16 protein-coding genes are annotated in these 20216 nt (G+C 70.6%); 8 read left to right on the forward strand and 8 right to left on the reverse strand.

The window, feature by feature from the left end; genetic code table 11:
- Positions 1 to 224 precede the first annotated feature (224 nt).
- Positions 225 to 1853 carry an alpha/beta hydrolase-fold protein gene (locus EV382_RS12155; protein ID WP_130401673.1) on the forward strand — a complete coding sequence of 543 codons (1629 nt, stop codon included), beginning with the start codon at positions 225 to 227 and terminating at the stop codon, positions 1851 to 1853.
- A 65-nt stretch (positions 1854 to 1918) separates the two neighbouring features.
- On the opposite strand, the gene EV382_RS12160 is transcribed toward EV382_RS12155, so the two are convergent.
- A complete protein-coding gene (locus EV382_RS12160; protein WP_130401674.1) occupies positions 1919 to 2632 on the reverse strand; it encodes an alpha/beta fold hydrolase in 714 nt (237 codons plus the stop codon).
- Positions 2633 to 2876: 244 nt separating this feature from the next.
- Between EV382_RS12160 and EV382_RS12165 the strand changes: the two genes are divergently transcribed.
- The 3 genes from EV382_RS12165 to EV382_RS12175 all read left to right on the forward strand — a co-directional run bounded on the left by EV382_RS12165 (position 2877) and on the right by EV382_RS12175 (position 5383).
- Positions 2877 to 4115 carry an MFS transporter gene (locus EV382_RS12165; protein ID WP_130401675.1) on the forward strand — a complete coding sequence of 413 codons (1239 nt, stop codon included), beginning with the start codon at positions 2877 to 2879 and terminating at the stop codon, positions 4113 to 4115.
- A gap of 187 nt (positions 4116 to 4302) precedes the next feature.
- Complete coding sequence (locus EV382_RS12170) at positions 4303 to 5085, forward strand: hypothetical protein (protein WP_130401676.1); 783 nt, start codon at positions 4303 to 4305, stop codon at positions 5083 to 5085.
- 13 nt (positions 5086 to 5098) lie between these two features.
- Entirely contained in the window at positions 5099 to 5383 is a 285-nt protein-coding gene (locus EV382_RS12175) for a hypothetical protein (protein ID WP_130401677.1), read from the forward strand.
- A gap of 57 nt (positions 5384 to 5440) precedes the next feature.
- On the opposite strand, the gene EV382_RS12180 is transcribed toward EV382_RS12175, so the two are convergent.
- Positions 5441 to 6451, reverse strand: coding sequence for a hypothetical protein (locus EV382_RS12180; RefSeq protein ID WP_130401678.1), 1011 nt, complete (start codon positions 6449 to 6451; stop codon positions 5441 to 5443).
- A 166-nt stretch (positions 6452 to 6617) separates the two neighbouring features.
- Positions 6618 to 7511, reverse strand: a complete 894-nt coding sequence (gene murQ / locus EV382_RS12185; RefSeq protein ID WP_130401679.1) for an N-acetylmuramic acid 6-phosphate etherase — start codon at positions 7509 to 7511, stop codon at positions 6618 to 6620.
- A gap of 241 nt (positions 7512 to 7752) precedes the next feature.
- On the opposite strand from murQ, the gene EV382_RS12190 reads away from it, so the two are divergent.
- From EV382_RS12190 to EV382_RS12200, 3 genes are read left to right on the forward strand one after another with little or no spacing between them, the layout of a single operon-like run.
- Complete coding sequence (locus EV382_RS12190; protein ID WP_130401680.1) at positions 7753 to 9315, forward strand: sodium:solute symporter; 1563 nt, start codon at positions 7753 to 7755, stop codon at positions 9313 to 9315.
- Positions 9316 to 9326: 11 nt separating this feature from the next.
- A complete protein-coding gene (locus tag EV382_RS12195) occupies positions 9327 to 10499 on the forward strand; it encodes an anhydro-N-acetylmuramic acid kinase (RefSeq protein WP_130401681.1) in 1173 nt (390 codons plus the stop codon).
- Between the two features lie 25 nt (positions 10500 to 10524).
- Positions 10525 to 13395, forward strand: coding sequence for an FAD-binding and (Fe-S)-binding domain-containing protein (locus tag EV382_RS12200; protein WP_130401682.1), 2871 nt, complete (start codon positions 10525 to 10527; stop codon positions 13393 to 13395).
- A gap of 73 nt (positions 13396 to 13468) precedes the next feature.
- Here EV382_RS12200 and EV382_RS12205 read toward each other — a convergent pair whose 3' ends face one another.
- From EV382_RS12205 to EV382_RS12220, 4 genes are all read right to left on the reverse strand, one after another.
- Positions 13469 to 14392: a peptidase inhibitor family I36 protein gene (locus EV382_RS12205; protein ID WP_130401683.1), complete on the reverse strand. Its 924-nt coding sequence runs from the start codon at positions 14390 to 14392 to the stop codon at positions 13469 to 13471.
- A 6-nt stretch (positions 14393 to 14398) separates the two neighbouring features.
- Complete coding sequence (locus EV382_RS12210) at positions 14399 to 15283, reverse strand: peptidase inhibitor family I36 protein (protein ID WP_130401684.1); 885 nt, start codon at positions 15281 to 15283, stop codon at positions 14399 to 14401.
- Between the two features lie 34 nt (positions 15284 to 15317).
- The gene (locus tag EV382_RS12215) at positions 15318 to 16181 is read right to left on the reverse strand and encodes a peptidoglycan-binding domain-containing protein (RefSeq protein WP_130401685.1); all 864 of its coding nucleotides are present in this window, start codon (positions 16179 to 16181) and stop codon (positions 15318 to 15320) included.
- Positions 16182 to 16386: 205 nt separating this feature from the next.
- Entirely contained in the window at positions 16387 to 17409 is a 1023-nt protein-coding gene (locus EV382_RS12220; RefSeq protein ID WP_130401686.1) for an NBR1-Ig-like domain-containing protein, read from the reverse strand.
- Between the two features lie 139 nt (positions 17410 to 17548).
- On the opposite strand from EV382_RS12220, the gene EV382_RS12225 reads away from it, so the two are divergent.
- Positions 17549 to 17965 (forward strand): hypothetical protein, encoded by a 417-nt coding sequence (locus EV382_RS12225; RefSeq protein WP_130401687.1) that lies wholly within the window; start codon positions 17549 to 17551, stop codon positions 17963 to 17965.
- 83 nt (positions 17966 to 18048) lie between these two features.
- On the opposite strand, the gene EV382_RS12230 is transcribed toward EV382_RS12225, so the two are convergent.
- On the reverse strand, positions 18049 to 20082 hold the full coding sequence (locus tag EV382_RS12230) for a hypothetical protein (protein WP_130401688.1): 2034 nt from the start codon (positions 20080 to 20082) through the stop codon (positions 18049 to 18051).
- Positions 20083 to 20216: the final 134 nt, after the last annotated feature.

Here is a 20216-nt window from a genome sequence, read left to right on the forward strand (position 1 = left end):
TTGCCAGCCGAGCTGCGGCCATTAGGGGAAACCCGCAGGCTGCGGCTTCGCGCCCGGCATCCCGGCGACGGGGTGAGCGCCCACGGCCGCCCCGCACACCCTTGACATTGAATGGCGTACCCAGCGACACTCCCGTTGCTAATTCGATTTAGCCACCATCGGAGCCCTCACCTGCCAGTGCCCGCACCACACCGCGACGAGCGACCACAGAGGAGTCTTCGCCCATGAGGGAAACCACCGGAAGACGCAGGCTCCGGCTTGCGATCTCGATCCTCACGTTCACGGCACTCGGCGCGGGGGCCGTCCTCCCCGCGCCGGCCGCCACCGCCGGCAAGCCCGCGATCGCCCAGGGGGCGACCGTCAAGGCGGACCGCACCTCACCGACCGGATACACCGTCACGTTCGTCTACCGCAATCCCGACGCCACCCAGGTCCGCCTTGCCGGGGACCTGACCCTGCTCGATCTCAGCACCGGCACCACCCGGTATCAGCCGGAAGAGTGGCAGCCGGGGCGCTACCACGCCGGAGGCACCGAGTTCCTCCGCGACATGACCAGGGACCGGAAGGGGAACTGGTCGGTCTCGCTCCCGCTGCACGCCGGAGGTCTCAGTTACTGGTACCGGGTCTGGGATCCGACCCAGGGCTGGGAGAACAAGCGCATCTGGGACCCCGCCTCGACGCACCCTCGCCCCCCGGGCGAGTCATCGTTCCGGGTCAGGAACAACGACGTCCTCGACGCGGTGTACGTGCCGTACGACAAGAAGCAGAACGACCCGGTGCTGGCCGAACGTGCGGCCTACGAGGTGCCGGTGGCCGACCGCGCGAAGCGAGGCACCGTCCAGTACATCCCGTACACCACGATCCTCGGCGACAGCGGCCACTACCTCGGCGTCTACCTGCCGCCGAACTACGACGCCAACCGGGCGGAGCCGTACAAGGTCGCGTACCTCGCCCACGGCATCTTCGGCGATGAGACCGACTTCATGGTCCCCGCGAACGTCCCGAACATCCTGGACAACATGACGGCCAGGGGCGAGATCGAGCCCACGGTGGTCGTCACCATGGGCAACCACTTCACGGGCACCAGCCTCGGGTTCGCCTCCTACAACCAGACCAACGCGGCCAACAACCTGGTCCAGACGATCCTGCCCCTCATCGAGAACAGCTACAACGTCTCGACCGACCGCGCGGGGCGCGCCTACGCCGGGTTCTCCTACGGCGGGATGACCGGCGGCGTCGTCATCAAGAACTACCCGACCACCTTCGCGTTCTACGGACACTTCTCCGGCAATCCGTCCCTCACCACCCAGGACTACGACACCATCGCGAACGCGGTCGGGGACGATGACCTCACCGTCTTCCTCGGCAACGGCGTCTTCGAGGGCAACCTGAACGCCCAGAACGCCATCGCGGACAACTTCCGCGCTCGGGGGTACGCTGCCGCGACGGCCCAGGTCCCCGGCGCACACGACGGGATGACGGCCGGCCAACTGTTCACGATCTTCGCCCGGGACCACCTCTGGTCGGGGGTCGACGTGACTCCTACGGGCACGGCACGAGTCGTGGTGAAGGCGAAGGCCGCACCCGCCTCGGTCGTCCGCGGTGGCACGTTCACGCTGACCGTCGACGTGCGGGCACAGACGCAGCACCGCAAGGCGCCGACGGCGACCGGCGAGGTGGCCGTCACCTTCGGGGGCGCCACCCAGGTGGTCCCGCTCAACGGTGGCGCGGCCGTCGTGACGCTGCCGACCGACGGGCTCTCCGCAGGGGCGTACCCGGTGCACGTCGCCTACTCCGGTGACCCCGTCTACGCCCCCAGCTCAGCGGTCCACCAGCAGCTGCGGGTTCGCTAGGTAACAGGCGCGGTGGGCCGGCGGCGTCTCGCCGTCGGCCCACCGTCAGCTGCCGGTACGGACCGTCAGCTCACGCCCCGAACCGCCTCGATGATCGTCTCGGCGACCTCGCTCGGTTTCGCCACCGCCATCGCATGCGAGCCGCCGGCGATCTCGCGCTGCCCCCGGGGGTTGGCCCGCTCGGCCATGAAGCGGTGCGCCTCGACCGGGATGTTCTTGTCCGCGTCGCCGAAAACGAACCAGCTGGGCAGCGACCGCCAGGCGGGGTCGCCGGTGAGCGTGTCACCCAGGCCCTGTTCGGTGATCGGCCGCTGGGTCCGGGCCATCAGCGCGGCCATGGTGTCCGACGCGTCCGCGCAGAACTGCGAGTGGTACTGAGCCTGGCCGATCGCCACCTCGTTCCCGCCGGTCGACACCGGGTACTGCACCAGCGTGTCGGCGAGGGTGCTGCCGGGGAACTTCCCGGACAGCGCCAGCGCCGACTCACCGGTGTCCGGGGCGAAGGCGTTGACGTACACGAGGGCCCGCACCGAGGTGTCGCCGGCCGCGGCTTGCGTGATCACCATGCCGCCGTACGAGTGGCCGACGAGGACGACCGGGCCGCCGATCCCGCGCACGACATCCCGAAGGTACGCCGCGTCGCCTGCGACGCTCCGCAACGGGTTCGCGACGGCCACCGAGTTGTACGCGGCGCCCAGCCGCTCGAGCACACCGTTCCAGCTCGCCGACTCGGCGAACGCCCCGTGCACGAGCACGAGCGTGGGCTGTGGATCAGGCATGACAGGTGCCCCCTCACTCCGTGAAGCTGTTCACCGCCGGTCGCACTGGTACGGCTGGATACCCGTTACGCGAGTGTGAAACGTCGGTCCCGAGTGACGATCACGCCCCCGGCTGCACGTCCCCGTTCGCGCCCATCTGGATCACCGAGATGGTGCGCCGAGCGCGACAGGCAGCGCCTCCTCGGGCGAGCTCGGACAGGCGGGTCAACGGTGCACATTGCCCACCCCTATAGTGAGTTCCATTATGAGACTTACTACGTTCTGGCGGTGGTGGGTCGCCGGCACGACCAGCCACCTCGGCTCGGCGGTCGGCACGCTGGCCCTGCCACTGACCGCGCTTACCGTGCTGCACGCGTCGGCCTTCGAGATGGGTCTGATCACCGCGGCGGGCTATCTGGCGTACCTGCTGATCAGCCTCCCGGCCGGGGTGATCGTGCAGCGTCTGCCGCTGCGCGGCATGCAGGTCGCGCTGGACCTGGTCCGCGCCCTCGCCATCGCGTCGGTCCCGCTGGCCTGGTGGCTCGACATGCTGACGGTGGCCCAGTTGGTCGCGGTCGCCCTGGTGGTGAGCTTCGCCAACGTGCTGTTCGACGTGGCGAACCAGACTTTCCTGCCGGAGATCGTGCCGGCCGCGCAGTTGCAGGCTCGCAACAGCCTCACCTCCGGCACCCATGCCGCCACCACACTGGGCGGGCCGTCCCTGGGCGGCTTCGCGGTGCAGCTGCTGGGCGCGGTGCCGACGCTGTTCGTGGACGCCGTCAGCTATCTGCTCTCCGCAGTCCTGCTGCGCACCCTGCCGGCTCGCCGGGTGCAGCGATCGGCCGAGCGGCCACCGATGGTCACGATGATCCGGGAGGGCTGGCACTTCGTGCTCCGCCACCCGATCATCGGTCCGGCCATGTGGGACGCCACCGCGACGAACTTCGTCAGCGGCGCGATGCTCGCCCTCTTCCCGTTCTACCTGGTGCGCGAGCTGCACGCATCGCCGGTCCTGGTCGGGCTGCTGATCGCCACCGACGGCCTCGGCGCGCTGATCGGCGCCGCGCTGACCACCCGCTTCACCGACCGGTTCGGCACCGCCCGCGGCCTGCTCATCGCGGCCTTCGTCGGCGTGGCCGGCGCGCTCGTCATCCCGCTGGGCACCGGCACCGCCGCATTCCTGGCCTTCGCCGTGGGGAACCTGATCCTCTCCAGCTCCACAGTGGTGCTCAGCGTGACCACCCGCACGTACCGAATGCTCGCCAGCCCGCCGGAACTGCTGTCCCGAGTGATCGCCACGGTCAAGTTCGTGTCCTGGGGCGCCATCCCACTCGGCAGTCTGCTCGCTGGCATCCTGGCCGGGCCGCTGGGCGCCCGCACCACCCTGCTGATCTTCGCGGCGCTCACCGTGCTGTCCCCGATCATCTACCTGTCGACCCCGATCCGCCGGATGCGCGACCTGCCGCTCGACACCGCTCCGACACCCGCCGAGGCCCGGGTGTGAACCGACCAGAGGCACTTCTTCGCCTACCGAAGACATCGACAGGGGTGTAACTTCCGGTTTCCCGGGGCAAGAACCCGCACATGGCGGGAACGGCGGGGTGCGGACGACATCCGCTCGGTGAGCGGCACCGAACCGGTGATCCGGATCGGGCAGGGCTGGCGACACCGCTGCCGGCAGCCCGCGTCTGATGCGGCTGAGGCACAGCCTCCCACCGGTGGCCCTCGGCGCGGTGGCGCTCGGCGCGGCTCTGGGTGCCGACCCCGCCCACGCCGACACCCCGTCACCGTCGCGTCTCCCACTGGCGGAGGTGGCAACCTCGCCGCAGGTCATCACGGTGGCGGTAGGCGACGCGGTCGAGGTGCAGCTGAGCGTCCCCCTACCCGTGCCGACCGCAGCAGTGCCCCTGCCCGTACCCCTGCCGTCGACCGTGCCGCTGCCCCTGCCATCCGCCGTGCCGCTGCCCCTGCCGTCGACCGTGCCGCTGCCGACGCCCACGGCGAAGCCCACCATCGTCCCGTCGCGGCGGCCGAGCCCTGTCCCGCCCTCGTCCGGCACACCGGCACCGTCGGCCTCAACGCCCGCCAAGGCACCCCTCAGCTCGGCAGCCCCAGCCGTGTCCGGGCCAGCGACGGCGACCCGGGACGTCGCTCGTGGCACGCCCGAGGGCCGGGCGTCGGACCGGGCGCGGGCGACGATGACCGCCGGCACCGGAGATCGGCCCAACCCGCCCGCCCGACCCGCACCGGGCCCACCGGCGTTCGTGCTGGCGCTCGCGTCCACACCGACCGGCCTCGGTGCGGGCAGCGCCGATCCACCCACCTCAACAGCCGATGCTCCGCACCCCACCTCGCCGCTGCACCCAGGGCTCACCGTCACCACCGTCGACCTGCGCGCCACCAGCCGCCCCGTGGAGCGGGGTCCTCCGCCACCCCGGCAACTCCTGATCAACCCCTCACGTCCACGACGTTGATCAGGAGAGGTTCATGGAAATCGCCGTTATCTGGATCCCAGCCCACATCGAACCGTCGGCGCCCGCCGTCGCGAGGTGTCTCAGCCACCTTCGCCGGCACTCCTACCGGTTCGCCGGAGTCATGCGGGCCCCGTGGGAGACCGTCGAGCAGACGATGATCGACGGTGAGGTGGATGTCGTCGTCATCGCCGACTTCGCCCACCTGCCACCGGACCGGTCCCCTCGGATCGAGCTGGCCAGCTCCCCCGGCAGCGACGCGGGCGAGGACCGAACGGTCTCGTACACCCCGCTCGACTGACACCACGAAGCGCCCCGTCCATTGTGGACGGGGCGCTTCGTTGCCGAGGCCAGCGGGCTACGTCGACGCGACGCCGTCGTACGGGTCCCAGTGCGCGGCATAACGCAGCAGCGATCGGGCCAGGTCCTGGTTGGCCGCCGCCCAGCGGGTGTCGAAGAGGAACCACTGGTCGAACCCGAAGAAGTCATCGATGTACCGGGCGACCTGCACGATGTGCGGGTCCGACCGGATCAGCGACCCGACGGACGGCTCCGGGGTCATCAACTCCAGCGTCTCGCGGTGGATCTCGTCGTGCGCGGCCACCCGGTCGAGGTTGGCGGGCGACGGGTCGTATCCGGGCAACCGGGCGTAGCGCTCCAGCGCCACGCCGGCGTCCTCTTCGTCGGGCGCGATCGGGGCACGCAGCAACCGGGCGTCGTGCGGCCAGAGCCGGGTGTCGGGCGCGTCGACGGCCCGAAGACGGGCGGCGAAGCCCGGCAGAGTGCGGCCGGGGAAAACGAGGGCACCAGCCAGATCCAGATTCGTCTCGATACCAGGCGGATCCCAGCACAGACGGACCGAGAAGACGGCATCTGGACCCGGAGGCGCGATGCGGACGGTACGGACCGGGACGCCATGCTCGAAGACCGCGCCGGGTGCGGCGGCGTCGGCGGGCAGCGGCCAGGTGTCGTGCAACAGGTACGCGAGCCGGTCCGGCGACGCGGCCGCGGCGGCCTCGTCGACGAAGTAGTAGGCCAGGTCCACCTCGTCGTCGTCGGTCCGCACACGCAGGGCGTGCTCACCGAGCCGGATGAACGTGCCGTCGTCGTCGCCCTCCACCCAGAGGTGCTCGTTCAGCAGGTCGCGCAGCTGGTCAACCGTCTCCGGTCGTGGCAGGTGCCGCTCCCGGGCCTCCTCGAAGATCGAGTCCAGACCGTAGACGTCCTCGCCCAGCTCACTCTCGATCCACCCTTGCGGATCGTCACGGCCCCAGCCCCGACGAAACCAGTCGAGCACCGTCGCATCGGGCACGCTCACGACCCGCTTGCTGAGCGGCGATTCCTCGCGCCAGCGACAGACGAAGTACATGCGGCGCACTCTAGGCGCGCGGTCCGACAGCGAATCGGTGCCGACAGCACGACGGTCGTCAGCTCATCGACCGCATCGAGGCGGGCACCTTCGCGTTCGACCTGGGCGACTGACCCGAGCTACCGCCTACCCTCGCCCGGTCACGACGCCACCGCGAACCCCCGGGTCAGGCCGCGACGGCCGCTCGGACGTCGTCGGCGGCGGCGCGCAGCCGGGCTGCGGCCTCCTCGGCGGTGCAGTTCGCCAGCAGCAGCACGATGGCCGTCTTGGCGTGCCCGTGCGCCGCCGCGAGCGCCCGTGCGGCCGTGTCGAGGTCGGTGTCGGCGGCCTCGGCGACGATCCGACGCGCCCGATCGACGAGCTTCTCGTTGGTGGCGTTCATGTCCACCATCAGATTGCCGTAGACCTTGCCGAGTTGCGCCATGGTGGCGGTGGAGAGCATGTTGCAGACCAGCTTCTCGGCGGTGCCGGCCTTGAGCCGGGTGGAGCCGGTGAGCACCTCGGGGCCGGTCGGTACCTCGATGGCGACGTCGGCGTGCCGGCTGGTCACCGCATCGGTGTTGCAGGCCACGGAGACGGTCGCGGCACCGAGCGCGCGGGCGTGATCCAACCCGCCGACCACGTAGGGGGTACGGCCGCTGGCGGCGAGCCCGACCACCGTGTCGTGGGCGGTCAGGCCGATCGCGTCGAGGTCGGCGACGGCGCGGGTCGGGTCGTCCTCGGCGCCCTCGACGGCGACAGTGAAGGCCCGTGCCCCGCCGGCGAGCAGACCGACGACCCGCTCGGGGGTCGTACCGAAGGTCGGTGGGATCTCGACGGCGTCGAGCATGCCGATCCGGCCGCTGGTGCCCGCGCCAAGGTAGATCAGCCGTCCGCCCTGGCGGAGCGAGGCCACGATGACGTCGACGGCGGCCGCGATGTCCGGTACGGCTCGGCGGACGGCGTCGGCGACCGTCTGGTCCTCGTCGTTCATCGCGAGCAGCAACTCGGTGGGAGACATCCGGTCGAGGTCGTTGGTCTTGTCGTTGCGGGTCTCGGTGCCGAGGGTGCTGAGGTCCACGGGGTGCTCGTTCCTCTCGCTGGTGCGCAGTAGCCGGCCGGCGGGGTGCGGTCTCCCGGGGCACCGGGCGGCGGCCGTTGACGGCTCCCCGGCGGGTCCAGGCCGAGGCGCGGCGGCGAACGGTCCCCGTATCAGCAGGCTGAAACCACAGCGTAACCAGCCCGGACGGGCGGTGGCAAAAAGTTTCGCGTTAGGGTGGGTCAACGTCACTTATTGACAACCCGCTGGTTGGGAGCGAGCCGTGCGTCAACTCGACCTCGTCGTGATCGTGCTGTACCTCGTGGTGATCGCCTTTGTCGGACTACGCCTGTCCGGTAAACAGAAGTCCGCCAAGGACTACTTCGTGGGCGAGGGGCGACTGCCCTGGTGGACCGTCTCGTTCTCCGTGGTCGCCACCGAGACCAGCGTCCTGACCGTGATCAGTGTTCCCGGCGGCGCCTACAGCGGCCAAGGCTTCGGCAACGTCGAGCTGGCCCTGGGCTACGTCATCGGTCGGGTGGTCGTGGCCGCGGTGCTCATCCCGCTCTACAAGCGCGGTGGGTTCGTCAGCGCCTACCAGTACCTCGGTGAGCGGTTTGGCCTGAAACTTCAGGGCCTGGCATCCGTCACGTTCGTCTTCACCCGCCTGCTCGCCGAGGGCGTACGGCTGTTCGCCTCGGCCATCCCCATCAAGCTTCTCCTCGACGAGTTCGGGCTGAACGTCAGCTACCAGGCCATCATCATCGTGCTGACCCTCATCACGGTGGTCTACACCTACCTCGGTGGCATCAAAGCGGTCATCTGGACCGACGCCATCCAGATGGGGCTCTACCTGGGTGGGGCGATCCTGGCCATCGCGGTGCTCAGCCACGCCGTCGGCTTCGACGGCTACTCGCAGGCATTCGACGCCGGCAAGTTCCAGCTCTTCGACAGCAACTTCACGCTCGCGCACGTGCTCACCAGCCCGTTCGCCCTGCCCACCGCGATCATCGGCGGCGCGATCTTCGCGATGGCCAGCCACGGGTCGGACCAGCTGATCGTCCAGCGGATCCTGTCCACCCGCACGCTGCGCGAGGGGCAGCAGGCGATGATCTCCTCGGGCATCTTCGTGGTGATCCAGTTCGCGGCGTTCTCCCTGGTCGGGGCGCTGCTGTGGTCGTACAACAAGGGTCAGAGCTTCAAGGAACTCGGCCTGGCCAGTAGCGACAATCTCTACCCGAGCTTCATCCTGCACGCCCTGCCGGTGGGCATCTCGGGTCTGCTGGTGGCCGGCATCCTCGGTGCCGCGATGGGTTCGCTGTCCTCGGCGCTCAACTCGATGTCGAACTCCACCGTCGCCGACTTCATCCACAGCTTCTTCCGCAAGGTCCCGTCCGACGACGTGATGCTGCGGCTCGCCCGGGTGATGACCCTGGTCTGGGCGGTGCTGATGGCGGTCTTCGCCTGCGCGTTCAGCTCCAGCACCGGAAATGTCTACCTGACCGGTCTGACCATCGCCGGCTACACCTACGGGGCGCTGCTCGGGGCCTTCCTGCTCGGCCGCCTCGTCAAGCGGGCCAACCAGGTCGACGCGGTGATCGCCTTCCTCGTCACCGTGGCGGTGATGACCTACATCGTCCGGTACGTCAAGATCGACGTGACGACGGCCGGGACCACCACCGCCACCGCCATCGCCGCGCAGTGGCTGGTTCCGATCGGCGTCCTGATCACCCTGGTCGTCGGCGCGGTGTCGAGCCGGTTCCACCCGGCCCCCGAGACCCCGTACGACCATGGACGCACCGACGAGGTCGACGACGAGGCGGCGGCACCCGCGGGCCGGGCCTGAAGGAGGACACGATGCGCGTGATCGGCCTGATGTCCGGAACCTCCTACGACGGAATCGAAGCCGCCGCGGCCGAGTTCGACCTGGACGGCGACACCCTGCGGATGCGACCGCTGGGCCGGCTCAGCCACCCGTACCCCGACGCGCTGCGCACGCAGATCGCCGCCGCCCTGCCACCAGCGCCGACCACCACCGAGGCGATCTGCGTGCTGGACACCGGCATCGGCCAGGCCTTCGCCGAGGCCGGCGTGCGGGCCCTCGCGCAGCTGTGCGCCGGCCAGGCCGACCTGATCGTCTCGCACGGGCAGACCATGCACCACTGGGTCGAGGCTGGCACGGTTCGGGGCACTCTCCAGCTGGGCCAGCCGGCCTGGATCGCGGAGGCCACCGGCCTTCCGGTCGTGGCCGACCTGCGCAGCCGTGACGTCGCCGCGGGCGGCCAGGGCGCTCCCCTGGTCGCCCTCTTCGACACGCTGCTGCTGGGTGGCCTGCCCGGCGTCCCGGCCGCGCTGAACCTGGGCGGCATCGCCAACATCACCGTCGTCGCGCCGGACGCGGATCCGCTCGCGTTCGACACCGGGCCGGCCAACGCGCTCCTCGACGCCGCCGCGCGGCACTTCAGCGGGGGCACCGAGGAGTACGACCGGGACGGGCGCGGCGCAGCCGCCGGCCAGGTGAACCCGGACCTGCTACGGCGGCTGCTCGACGAGCCGTACTATCGGCTGCCCAGCCCGAAGAGCACCGGGAAAGAGCTGTTCCACCTGCCCTACCTGCTCGCCGCGCTCGCCGACGTGCCCACGCCGGATCCACAGGACGTGCTGGCCACGCTCACCCGGCTGACAGCGGTCACGGTGGCCGCCGCCTGCCGCGACCACGGCGTCACCCGGCTCGTCGTCTCCGGCGGCGGGGCGCGCAATCCGACGCTGATGCGCATGATCGCCGACGAGCTACCGGGCGTCGACCTGTCGTCGAGCGACGACCTGCGCATCGCGTCGGACGCCAAGGAGGCGCTCGCCTTCGCGCTGCTGGGCTACCTGACCGTGCACGGGCTGCCGGGCACCCTTCGGTCGGGCACCGGCGCGCGGCACGCTTCCGTGCTCGGCAGCATCACCCCCGGCCGGCAGGCACTACGGCTGCCCGCGCCGGCCAGCACCGCTCCCAACCGGCTGCAGATCGTCGCCGACTGACCGTCCCTCCCCGGGAGGATCGCCCATGAGCACCGTCGTACCCACGCCGACCGCGGCCGGCGCCCGCGCGCGCGAGGTCGCCGACCTGCTGCGCTCGCGCCTGGATGATCCCCGCCGGGCCAGCGCCGAGCTGCCCCGGAGGCTGGCGGCGGCACACGACGCCTCGCCGTACCTGTTCGAGCCGCAGGCCGTGGTCCGGGCCGCTTCGGCGGCCGAGGTCGGGGCGTTGATGGCCGGCGCCCGGGAGGCCGGTGTGCCGCTGACCCTGCGCGGCGGCGGCACCAGCCTCGCCGGGCAGGCCGGCGGCGCGGGCGTGCTGGTCGACGTCCGCACCGACTGGCGGCACGCCGAGGTCCTCGACGAGGGCCGCCGCATCCGCCTCCAGCCGGGCCTGACGATCCGGCAGGCCAACGCTCGACTCGCCCGCTACCGACGCCGGCTCGGCCCGGACCCGGCCAGCGAGGCCGCCTGCACGGTCGGTGGCATGGTGGCCAACAATTCCAGCGGGATGACCTGCGGCACCACCGACAACGCGTACCGCACCATGGAGTCGCTGCGCTTCGTGCTCCCGTCCGGCACCGTCGTCGACTCCGGCGCCCGCGACGCCGACGACCGGCTGCGGGCCGACGAGCCCGAGCTGCACGCCGGGCTGCTGCGGCTGCGCGACCGGGTGCGCTCGACGCCGGGGTCACGCGCCACCATCGAGCGGCTGTTCGCCATGAAGAACACCATGGGGTACGGGTTGAACTCGCTGCTCGACCACAGCAGCCCGGTCGAGATGCTCGCCCACCTGATGATCGGCAGCGAGGGCACGCTCGGCTTCGTGGCCGAGGCCGTCTTCCGTACCGTCGAGATCCACGACCACGCCGCCACCGGTCTGCTGATCCTGCCCCGTCTCACCGACGCCACCGACGCGCTGCCGGCCCTGCTCGCCGCCGGCGCCCGTACCGCCGAACTGCTCGACGCGGCCGCGCTGCGGGTCAGCCAGCGCGACCCGGGTGCGAGCCCGGCCCTGCGCGGGCTGACCGTCGCCGGCCACGCCGCACTGCTGGTGGAGTTCACCGAGGACAGCGCGGAGCGGCTGGCCGCGACGTTGGCCGACGCCCGGTCCGTGCTCGACCAACTGCCGGCCGTCAGCGGCACCGCGCTGACCCGCGACCCGCGCGAACGGGCCAACCTCTGGCACCTGCGCAAGGGCCTCTACACCGCCGTCGCCGGCGCGCGCCCGCCCGGCACCACCGCCCTGCTGGAGGACGTCGCGGTGCCGATGCCCCGGCTGACCGGCACCTGCGACGGGTTGATCGACCTGTTCGACCGACACGGCTACCCGGACGCGGTGATCTTCGGACACGCCCGCGACGGCAACCTGCACTTCATGCTGACCCAGTCGTTCGACACCCCGGCGGAGATCGACCGCTACGCCCGGTTCACCGACGACATGGTCGACCTCGTGCTGGCCGAAGGGGGAACGCTGAAGGCCGAGCACGGCACCGGCCGGGCCATGGCGCCCTTCGTCCGCCGGCAGTACGGCGACGAACTGTACGACGTGATGCGCGAACTCAAGCGGTTGTGCGACCCGAGCGGCCTGCTCAACCCTGGTGTGCTGCTCAACGACGACCCGACCGTGCACCTGCGGCAGCTCAAGGCTGTCCCGACGGTCGACCCCGAGCTGGACGCCTGCGTCGAGTGTGGCTACTGCGAGCCGGTCTGCCCCACCGCCGACGTCACCACCACCCCCCGGCAGCGCATCGTCCTGCAACGGCAGATCGCCCTCGCCACCGCCGGCGGCGACGAGGAGCGCCGCCGGGAGCTGACCGCCGACTACGCGTACGCCGCGGTGGACAGCTGCGCCGCGGACAGCCTCTGCGTCACCGCCTGCCCGGTCGGCATCGACACCGGGGCGGCCATGAAGCGGCTGCGCGCCGAGCGGCACACGCCCCGCGCCCAGCGCACCGCCCGCACCGCCGCCCGACACTGGCAGGCCGCGGTGACGGGCGTCCGGGTGGGACTGACCGCCGCGCACGCCGTACCGACGTCGGTGACCCGGGCCGCCACCGGAGTGGTCCGTGGACTCGGTGCCACCGAACTCGTGCCACTGTGGAGCGATGACATGCCGCGCGCCGGCGCTCCCCGCCCCGGAGCCCGCAACGCACCAGACGCCCAGGCGGTGTTCTTCGCGGCCTGTGTGGGCAGCCTCTTCGCACCGGAGGACGGCCCGTCCGGAGGGTCGGCGGCGGCGTTCCTGCGCCTCTGCGACCTGGCGGGGGTGCCGCTCGTCGTGCCAGCCGGCACGGCGGGCCTGTGCTGCGGCACCCCGTGGCAGTCCAAGGGCTACCCCGCCGGCCACCGCGAGATGGCCGAGCGGACCCTGGCCGCGCTCTGGGCGGCCAGCGACGAGGGTCGCCTGCCCATCGTGTGCGACGCGTCCTCCTGCACCCACGGGCTGACGCAGCTGAGCGCCGCCCTGGCCGAGGAGGACCAGGCACGGTACGCCGCGCTGCGCTTCGTCGACAGCGTGACCTTCACCGCCGAGCACCTCCTGCCGGCGCTGCCACCGCCCCGGCGACTGGGCTCGCTGGCCCTGCACCCCACCTGCTCCACCGTGCACCTGGGCGGGATCGACGACCTGCGCACGGTCGCCGCAGCGCTCGCCGACACCGTCACCGTGCCGGACGACTGGGGGTGCTGCGCCTTCGCCGGTGACCGGGGGCTGCTGCACCCCGAGGTCACGGCCGGCGCCACGGCGGCGCAGGCCGCCGAGATCAACCAACACGACTACGACGCGTACGCCTCCTGCAACCGCACCTGCGAGATGGGCATGAGCCGGGCCACCGGGCAGCCGTACCGGCACGTGCTCCAGATTCTCGTCGAGGCGGTCGAGCCGCCACCGGCATAGCCGGCCGGGGCCGTACGCAGGACGCGCCGCCCGCCGCGGATCTGCGGCGGGCGACGCGTTTGGTGCCTGATTCTCAGGAGAGCGCGATGTCGCGGTAGTAGTAGCGCAGAATCGTCTGGTAGTTCTTGCCCTGGTTGGCGAGATCACGCGAGCCGTACTGCGACATCCAGTCGCCGGTCACCCAGGCACCGCAGGCGGTCGTCGACTGGCAGTAGTGCGCCCGCAGGATGTTGCCGCTGCGGGTCATCCGGGTCGACCACGTCCGGTCCACCGCCGCGGACGTCGACGCCTGTGCCGACGACGGCCGGTAGACCTGGTCAGCGGTGTCGTCCCGGACGTCGTAGCACTGTCCACCGGGCGTCTTCCGGGTCGAGTGCAACGCCCAGTACCAGGCGTAGCTCTTCACGGCCATCGCACCGGCGTCCAGCGAAGCGGCCGGCCAACTCGTGATCCACTCGTTCGGGAGGACATTCTTGACGTACGTCTTGAAGTCGACCCGAACGACCTGCCCGAGACTGGCCCGGTAAACCAGGATGGTGCTCGGCAGCTTGCTGTTGGTGCCGTCGGTGCTGCAACCCGTCACCCCGCTCACCAACTCGTGCGAGGCGTTGTTGTTCTTCAACGTGGCGTTCAGGTTGCCCTTCGCGCCGGCCGCGAAGTCCTGACTGGCCCCGGCGAAGTTGCTGTTGAAGTAGACCCGCACCGTCTTGCTGGTCCGGTTCCACACCGACGCGGCGTTGTTCTTCACACACAGGCCCTTGCCGCTGCCCGCGCCCTTGAAGTCGTAGCAGGTCGGCTGGGTCGTACCGTAGTCGTCCAGTGAGTCGGTGAAGTCGGAGACCGAGCCGGCCTGGTTGCTGTTGTAGTAGTAGCAGAACTCGCCGCTGTCGCAGGTTCCGTCCCGGGTGGCCGCCGCTGCCGGCGAGGCGACACTCAGGATCGAGGTGGACATGGCGAGGACGGCGCCGACGACGGCGAGGCCCTTGCGGATGTTCACAGCGTCCTACCTCTCGTTGTAGCCCTGGGAGTTCCAGAACGAGGTCGGGTCGGCGTTGTCCAGGACGGGGTCGCCGACGCTGACGGCCGCGTGGGTCTGCCGGCCGGCCCGGACCTCGACGTGGGTGTGCGCGCTCGAGCTGGAGGTCACCCCGTGCCACGACTCATCGCCGATGATCTGGCCCTTGCTGATGGTGTCGCCCACGCTCACCCCGGACCTCGGCGCGGTGTGCAGGTAGATCACCGTCTTGTTGAGCGAGGAGTTGTAGACGGAGATCGTGGACAGGCCGCTTCTGCCGGTCGCGCCCCGCGCGACGTAGGTGACCGTTCCGGAGACCAGGGCGCGGACGTCCGAGCCGATGCTGCGGGCGATGTCGATGCCCTCGTGCCGGCCGGACGTAGTGGTGTAACCGTCGAAGGCGCACGTGACCACGCCGCCGCTGGCCTGGTACAGGGCGTACGACAGGTTCGTGCGGGTCGACGGCCCGAACTCGTGCGAGGCGTTGTTGTTCTTCAACGTGGCGTTGAGGTTGCCCTTCGCGCCGGACGCGAAGTCCTGGTAGGAACCGGCGTAGCCGCTGTTGTAGTAGACGCGTACGGTCTTGCTGCTGCGGTTCCAGACCGAGGCGGCCTCGTTCTTGATGCACAGCCCCTTGCCAGCGCCAGCGCCCTTGAAGTCGTAGCACGAGGGCTGCTCGGTGCCGTAGTCGGCGAGCGAACCGGTGAAGTCCGAGATCGACCCCGCATTGTCGCTGTTGTAGTAGTAGCAGAACTCGCCGCTTTCGCAGACCCCGTCCCGGGCCGCCGCCGACGCGGGCGATGTGACACTGAGGATCGAGGTGGTCGCGGCCAGCACGACGCCGACGGCGGCGAGGCTCTTACGGATGTTCATGGTGTCCTTTCCGAAACGGGTGAGGGGGTGCGGGTCACTGCCCGCGCTGGTACTGCTCCCAGGTCCTGATCGGGACCTGGGGGCCGTCGTCCGGTCCCTGGTTGGCCAGGCCGTTCATGCCGAGGTAGTAGTCGCCGACCTGGTGTTGCGCCTGGCTGGACAGGTCCGTGTCGTTGATCGCGTTGGCGTGGATGTGCCACGGCCAGTCGCCCTGATTCGGGTTGCGGACCCAGGCGGCGAAGCCGACCCGACGCAGGGCCTTGGCGACGGCGGTGCGCCTGGCGGCGGTCATGCCGGTGACGGAGATGTCCACCACGCCCCCACCGTCGTGCGTACCGGCCGACGTGGGGTCGCCGCCGGGGTTGTACGAGCCCTGGTCGAGCACCAGGGTGAAGCCGAGCAGACGCTGCGCCTCGGCCAACATGGCCTGGGTGCGGGCGTTGACGACGTACCCGTCACGCGGGACCTTCGCGCCCGGGCCGATCGGGTTGGCGACGGTGTAGCGGTCCTGCCCGAGCTTCGTCAGGGACGTGGTGCCGGGCAGCCCGTTCGCGGCCAGGCCGGTGTAGCCGAGTGAACGTTGGTACGCCGCGTACGCCGAGATGGTGACGGTGCCGAAGTAGCCGTCGACCCACTGCTCGTTCAGCAGGCCCCGCGCCTGGAGCGCCTGCTCGACGGCGAGCACGGAGTTCTTCGCCCCCGGGGTCAATGTGTTGTCGGCACGGCGGGGGTCGATCTGGGCGGCCAGGACGGTGGCCTCCATGTCCACGACTGGCCGCGCGGCCGTGGTGACGGTTCGCTGCCCGGTGGCGCCGGACGTCGCGGCCCAGGCGTGGGCCGGAACGCCGACTGCCACGCAGAGCGCGGCGAGCCCGACGGATAACCAGGGACGACGCAAGGTCGGTCCTCCTCGCAGTTGGTGAGTCGTTCGGAACGGACATCACCCTGCGTGAATCGACCTGCTGTTCGGTACCCCCATGTCGTGTCAGATCCGTCAGGCCGTCGCTGACCTCGATGAATGCGTTGTTGTCAGTTGTGCTGGCACCCGGGCTGACATCAGGCGATCGCACTCTGACGCCGGTCCGGGTGACCGGGAGCGTCGTTCAGTCGATGACGTTCACCATGAAGAACACCGGCCGGCGGGTGGGAAAGAACTCCTGCCCGTTCTCGTCGACCATCTTCCAACTGACCCAGCACGTCCCGGGGCGGCTCGGCGCGGTGACCGAAACGCTGATCATCACCTCCTCGTCGGGGGGTGTGTCACCGATCGCCACCCGATCCGGCACCTGGCATCCGTCGGCGTCGGCGGTGGGGTTGATCCGCGCGAGGAACCGGTTGTGCCAGGCGACCTCCCCGTCGTTCTTGAGCGCCCACACCTTGACGAACTGGGAGTTGACCCGCACCTCGGTGCCGTCGGGGATGGTGACGTCCCGGAGGAATTTGCTCGAGTCGCCGGGGATCAGCGAATCCGAGAACGCCGACGCGGACGGCGACACGGACGGTGTGGACGACCGGTTGCGGACGATGGCGCCCAGGACGGCGACCATCGCCACCACCACGATCACCGCGACGGCGGCGAGCCACGGCAACCGCTGTCGCGGCTCACCCACGACTTCCTCGTCGGTCTGCGGAAACTCGGTCGGCCGCAGCGCGTCGGGCTCGCCCGGCGACGGGGCGGGAATGCCGGACACGACGGGCCGGTAGGCCGGCAGGGCGTCGGTCCTGGCGTCGGGCTTCTCGTCACCCGTGGTGAGCGGGGTTTCGGTGTCGGTCGTGGTGAGCAGGGCTTCGCTGTCGGTCGGGGAGTCGGTGCGCACCGGCGTCAGGTCGCCGTCCACGCTGGTGTGGGCCGTTGCGGCGCGCTGCGCGTCCTCCCATCGGCATCGCCACTGGACCTCGTCCGCCTCACAGGCTCGGACGAACTCCCGGACCGTTTCCCAGGAGGGGAACCGTGTCCCGGCGGCGGCCTCGTGGAGTGTGGTGTGCGAGATCCGGCCAGACCGCCCAGCCATCTTGCGGAACGACGGGTCCCCCGCGGCGCTCCGCAATGTACGGAGCTGTGTGGCGAACTCCTGGGCGGCTTGTCTGTCCGGAATTGACTCGGTGGCGGCAGGCTGGTCCTTCATTCACTCCCCCAGTCAGACGACGTTGTCAGGCGTTGTCAGAGCGTGTCAGAGGGTACCGAACAAGCTGCGGCGGCCATCAATGTGGTGCATCGACGACACCGGGGGCGACGACCCCCCGGTGCATTGAAGGAGGTCACCGATGAAGAGCCTGACCCGACGTGGCGTACGCATCCTCGCGGCCGCCGGTCTGGCGGTGCCCGCGACGCTGGTGTTCGCCGGACCCGCGCACGCCGAGACCAACCCGCGCTGCGCCGGCTCGGTGCAGATCGGCGCGACCGCGTACGTCACCGTGGGCGGCCAGACCGCGGCATCCGTCAAGCAGTACAAGGGCTGCGGCAAGAACTACGCCTACACGTACGTGTGGCAGCAGTATCGGGCCACCCACGGTTCGTACCAGGTCTGCACCTCCATCGTGACCGGCACGACGCTGCGCGATCTGCAGTGTTCCAGCGGCCCGGAGGTCTGGTCGCTGGGCGCCAACACGCTGTCGGTGTGCACCCGGGCCCTCGGCGGCATCTCGGACGTCGCGCACAAGGAGACCGAGGTGCGCTGCTGACCGAAAGCGATCGGCACTTTCCCGGCGGGGCGCTGACCTGGTCAGCGCCCCGCCGTGTCACATTCGCGGCTCCGCTGAACCGGTCACGGGCAGGGCTTGCGCGCGCAGACGTCGATGACCGTGCCGGTGCGCAGGAAGACCGCCTTCTGTCTCTGGGCCCCGGCCTGGGCGCGGGGGAACTCGTGCGGATCGTCGCCGAACTCCGGCCCGGCCGGAGCGAGGTTGGTCGGCGGTGGCGCGGAGGCCGCGCCACTGTTCCAGATCACGATCGCCGAGCCTCTGTACGGGTAGCGGCGGATCGGCGTGATGCCCCAGTACGGCCGAGCGTCCAGTGACCAACCGTCGGCGAGCGCGGGGGTGTGCAGGCGCGCGCCGATGGTGCGTGCCTGCACCTCCGCCGCGGCGGGTGAGACCTGCTGGTCGCCGAAGGCCACGTGCATCAGCACCTGGTGTGCCGGGGTGCCCGGTAGCGGCCGGTCGGTCATGTGCTGGGCGTACCCGTTGGCTTCGGAGCGGTCCCACAACATCTGCAGCAGCGCGAGGATCAGCTGTTGGTCGACCTTGTCCGGGTAGTAGCCGTCCAGCACGCTCTGGAACGGTGCGAAGTCCACGCTGCGTTGCAGCAGCGTGGAGTAGTTCATCGCCGGTACGCCGAGCACCGACCGGGTCCAGTCCTGGGCGATGGCGGTGAGCGCACCTCCGTTGATGCCACCCTGGCTGTTGCCGTCATAGTGCAGGCCGCCCACCCGATTGATCAGCGGCCGTGCGGTGGCGTCCCGGAACGCCGGGTGGGCGGCGAACCCGTCCCGGTGGATCATCGCGCGACCCAGGAAGAGGAAGTTCAGGAAGCTCTGCTGCAACCGGTCCGCCACCGCCGGGAAGACACTGAGGTCGGTGAAGGCGCCAGCCACGAAGGGGACGTCGGCGGCGGCCATGCCGATCCAGCTGGTCGCACAGAAGGTGAAGTTGTGGGTGTTCGACATCGTCTTGACGTTGCCGGCGTTGATCTCGGTCGGTCGGCCGAGCAGTCCGTGGCCGTAGAGCGAGAGGTGCGCCGGTTTCGCGGGCGAGGCGCTGCGCGGGATGTTGCAGACGAAGTCCGCCGCCACCGTCGTACCGGACGGTGTGGGCAGGGCGTTCGGCGTGGGCGGCGTCCCGCTGCCACCGGCGGGCCCGTAGTGCAGCCGGGAGCCCGGCCCGCCGTCGCCGGTCAGGTAGGACGGTACGGCGATGGTGCCGCTCACCTGCCGGGCGATCAACGGATCCTGCTGAGGTGGGTAGTCGGTCACCTGGGTGACGGTGACCGGCGGCGCGGCCCGGCCGAGGGCGGCGAACGCGCTGTCCCGGACCGCCACCATCCGCCCGGTCAGCCCGTGCCGGCTGGCGACCGTGAAGTCCCAGGCCAGGTAGAGGCTGTGCCGCTGGACGCCGGTGCGGGTCAGTTCGGTGAGGATCCGCCGCAGCTGCGGCGCCCGAGCGTCCCCCCGCCCGTGGCCGGAGCCGGTCAGGTACCCCCGGAACGCCTTCGGCGCGGGGATCAACGCCCGGTTGCCGTTGCGCAGGCCGCGCAGCGCGACGACGTAGCGGGCGCCCTCGGTCAGCGCCACCGCCGGCCGGATGATCAGCAGCTGTCGGTCGGGTTGCCCGGCGGCGTGCGCGTCCAGTTCGGCCCAGTACGGCGTGCGCTTTCCGGTCCGGGTGTTGAGCAGCACGATCGGCGCGTCCGGCGCGAGCGAGCGGCCGATGTCGGTGACCGGCGCGATCCCGCTGGCCGTGGCGTCGAGACCGGGTACGCGCACCAGGATCGGTGAGCCGGGGCTGAACCCGTCCTGCCGGTTCCACTCCGTCGGGTCGATCGGCGTGCCCTGCACGTTGGCGGGCATCGCGGCGGCGGCGAACCGCACCCGCTTGCCGGTGGGGCTGGTCCGGTCCGGCACGGTGAAGTAGTCGTTCGGGAACGGCAGCAGACAGGCGGTCGGGTCGATCGGGTCGCAGGATGGGTGCCCGGCTGGTCGGGGGGTCGCTGGCGGTGCCGCGGGGGCCGCCGTGCTGAGCAGGACGGCGCCCGCGGTCACCAGCACGGACACGGCAAGACGGAGCCCTCGGGAGGTGGTCACACGCATCTCCTTCGACGCTGGACGGCGGATCGATGCAGGGGCCGACGGTGGTGGTGATGTTCTTCCTACGCTTGTGAAAGAAACTCAGCAAGCAAGGGTGTGACCCAGCTTCGGGTCACACCCTTGACACACAG

The organism is Micromonospora violae (assembly GCF_004217135.1).
GTDB classification, from domain to species: Bacteria; Actinomycetota; Actinomycetes; order Mycobacteriales; family Micromonosporaceae; genus Micromonospora; species Micromonospora violae.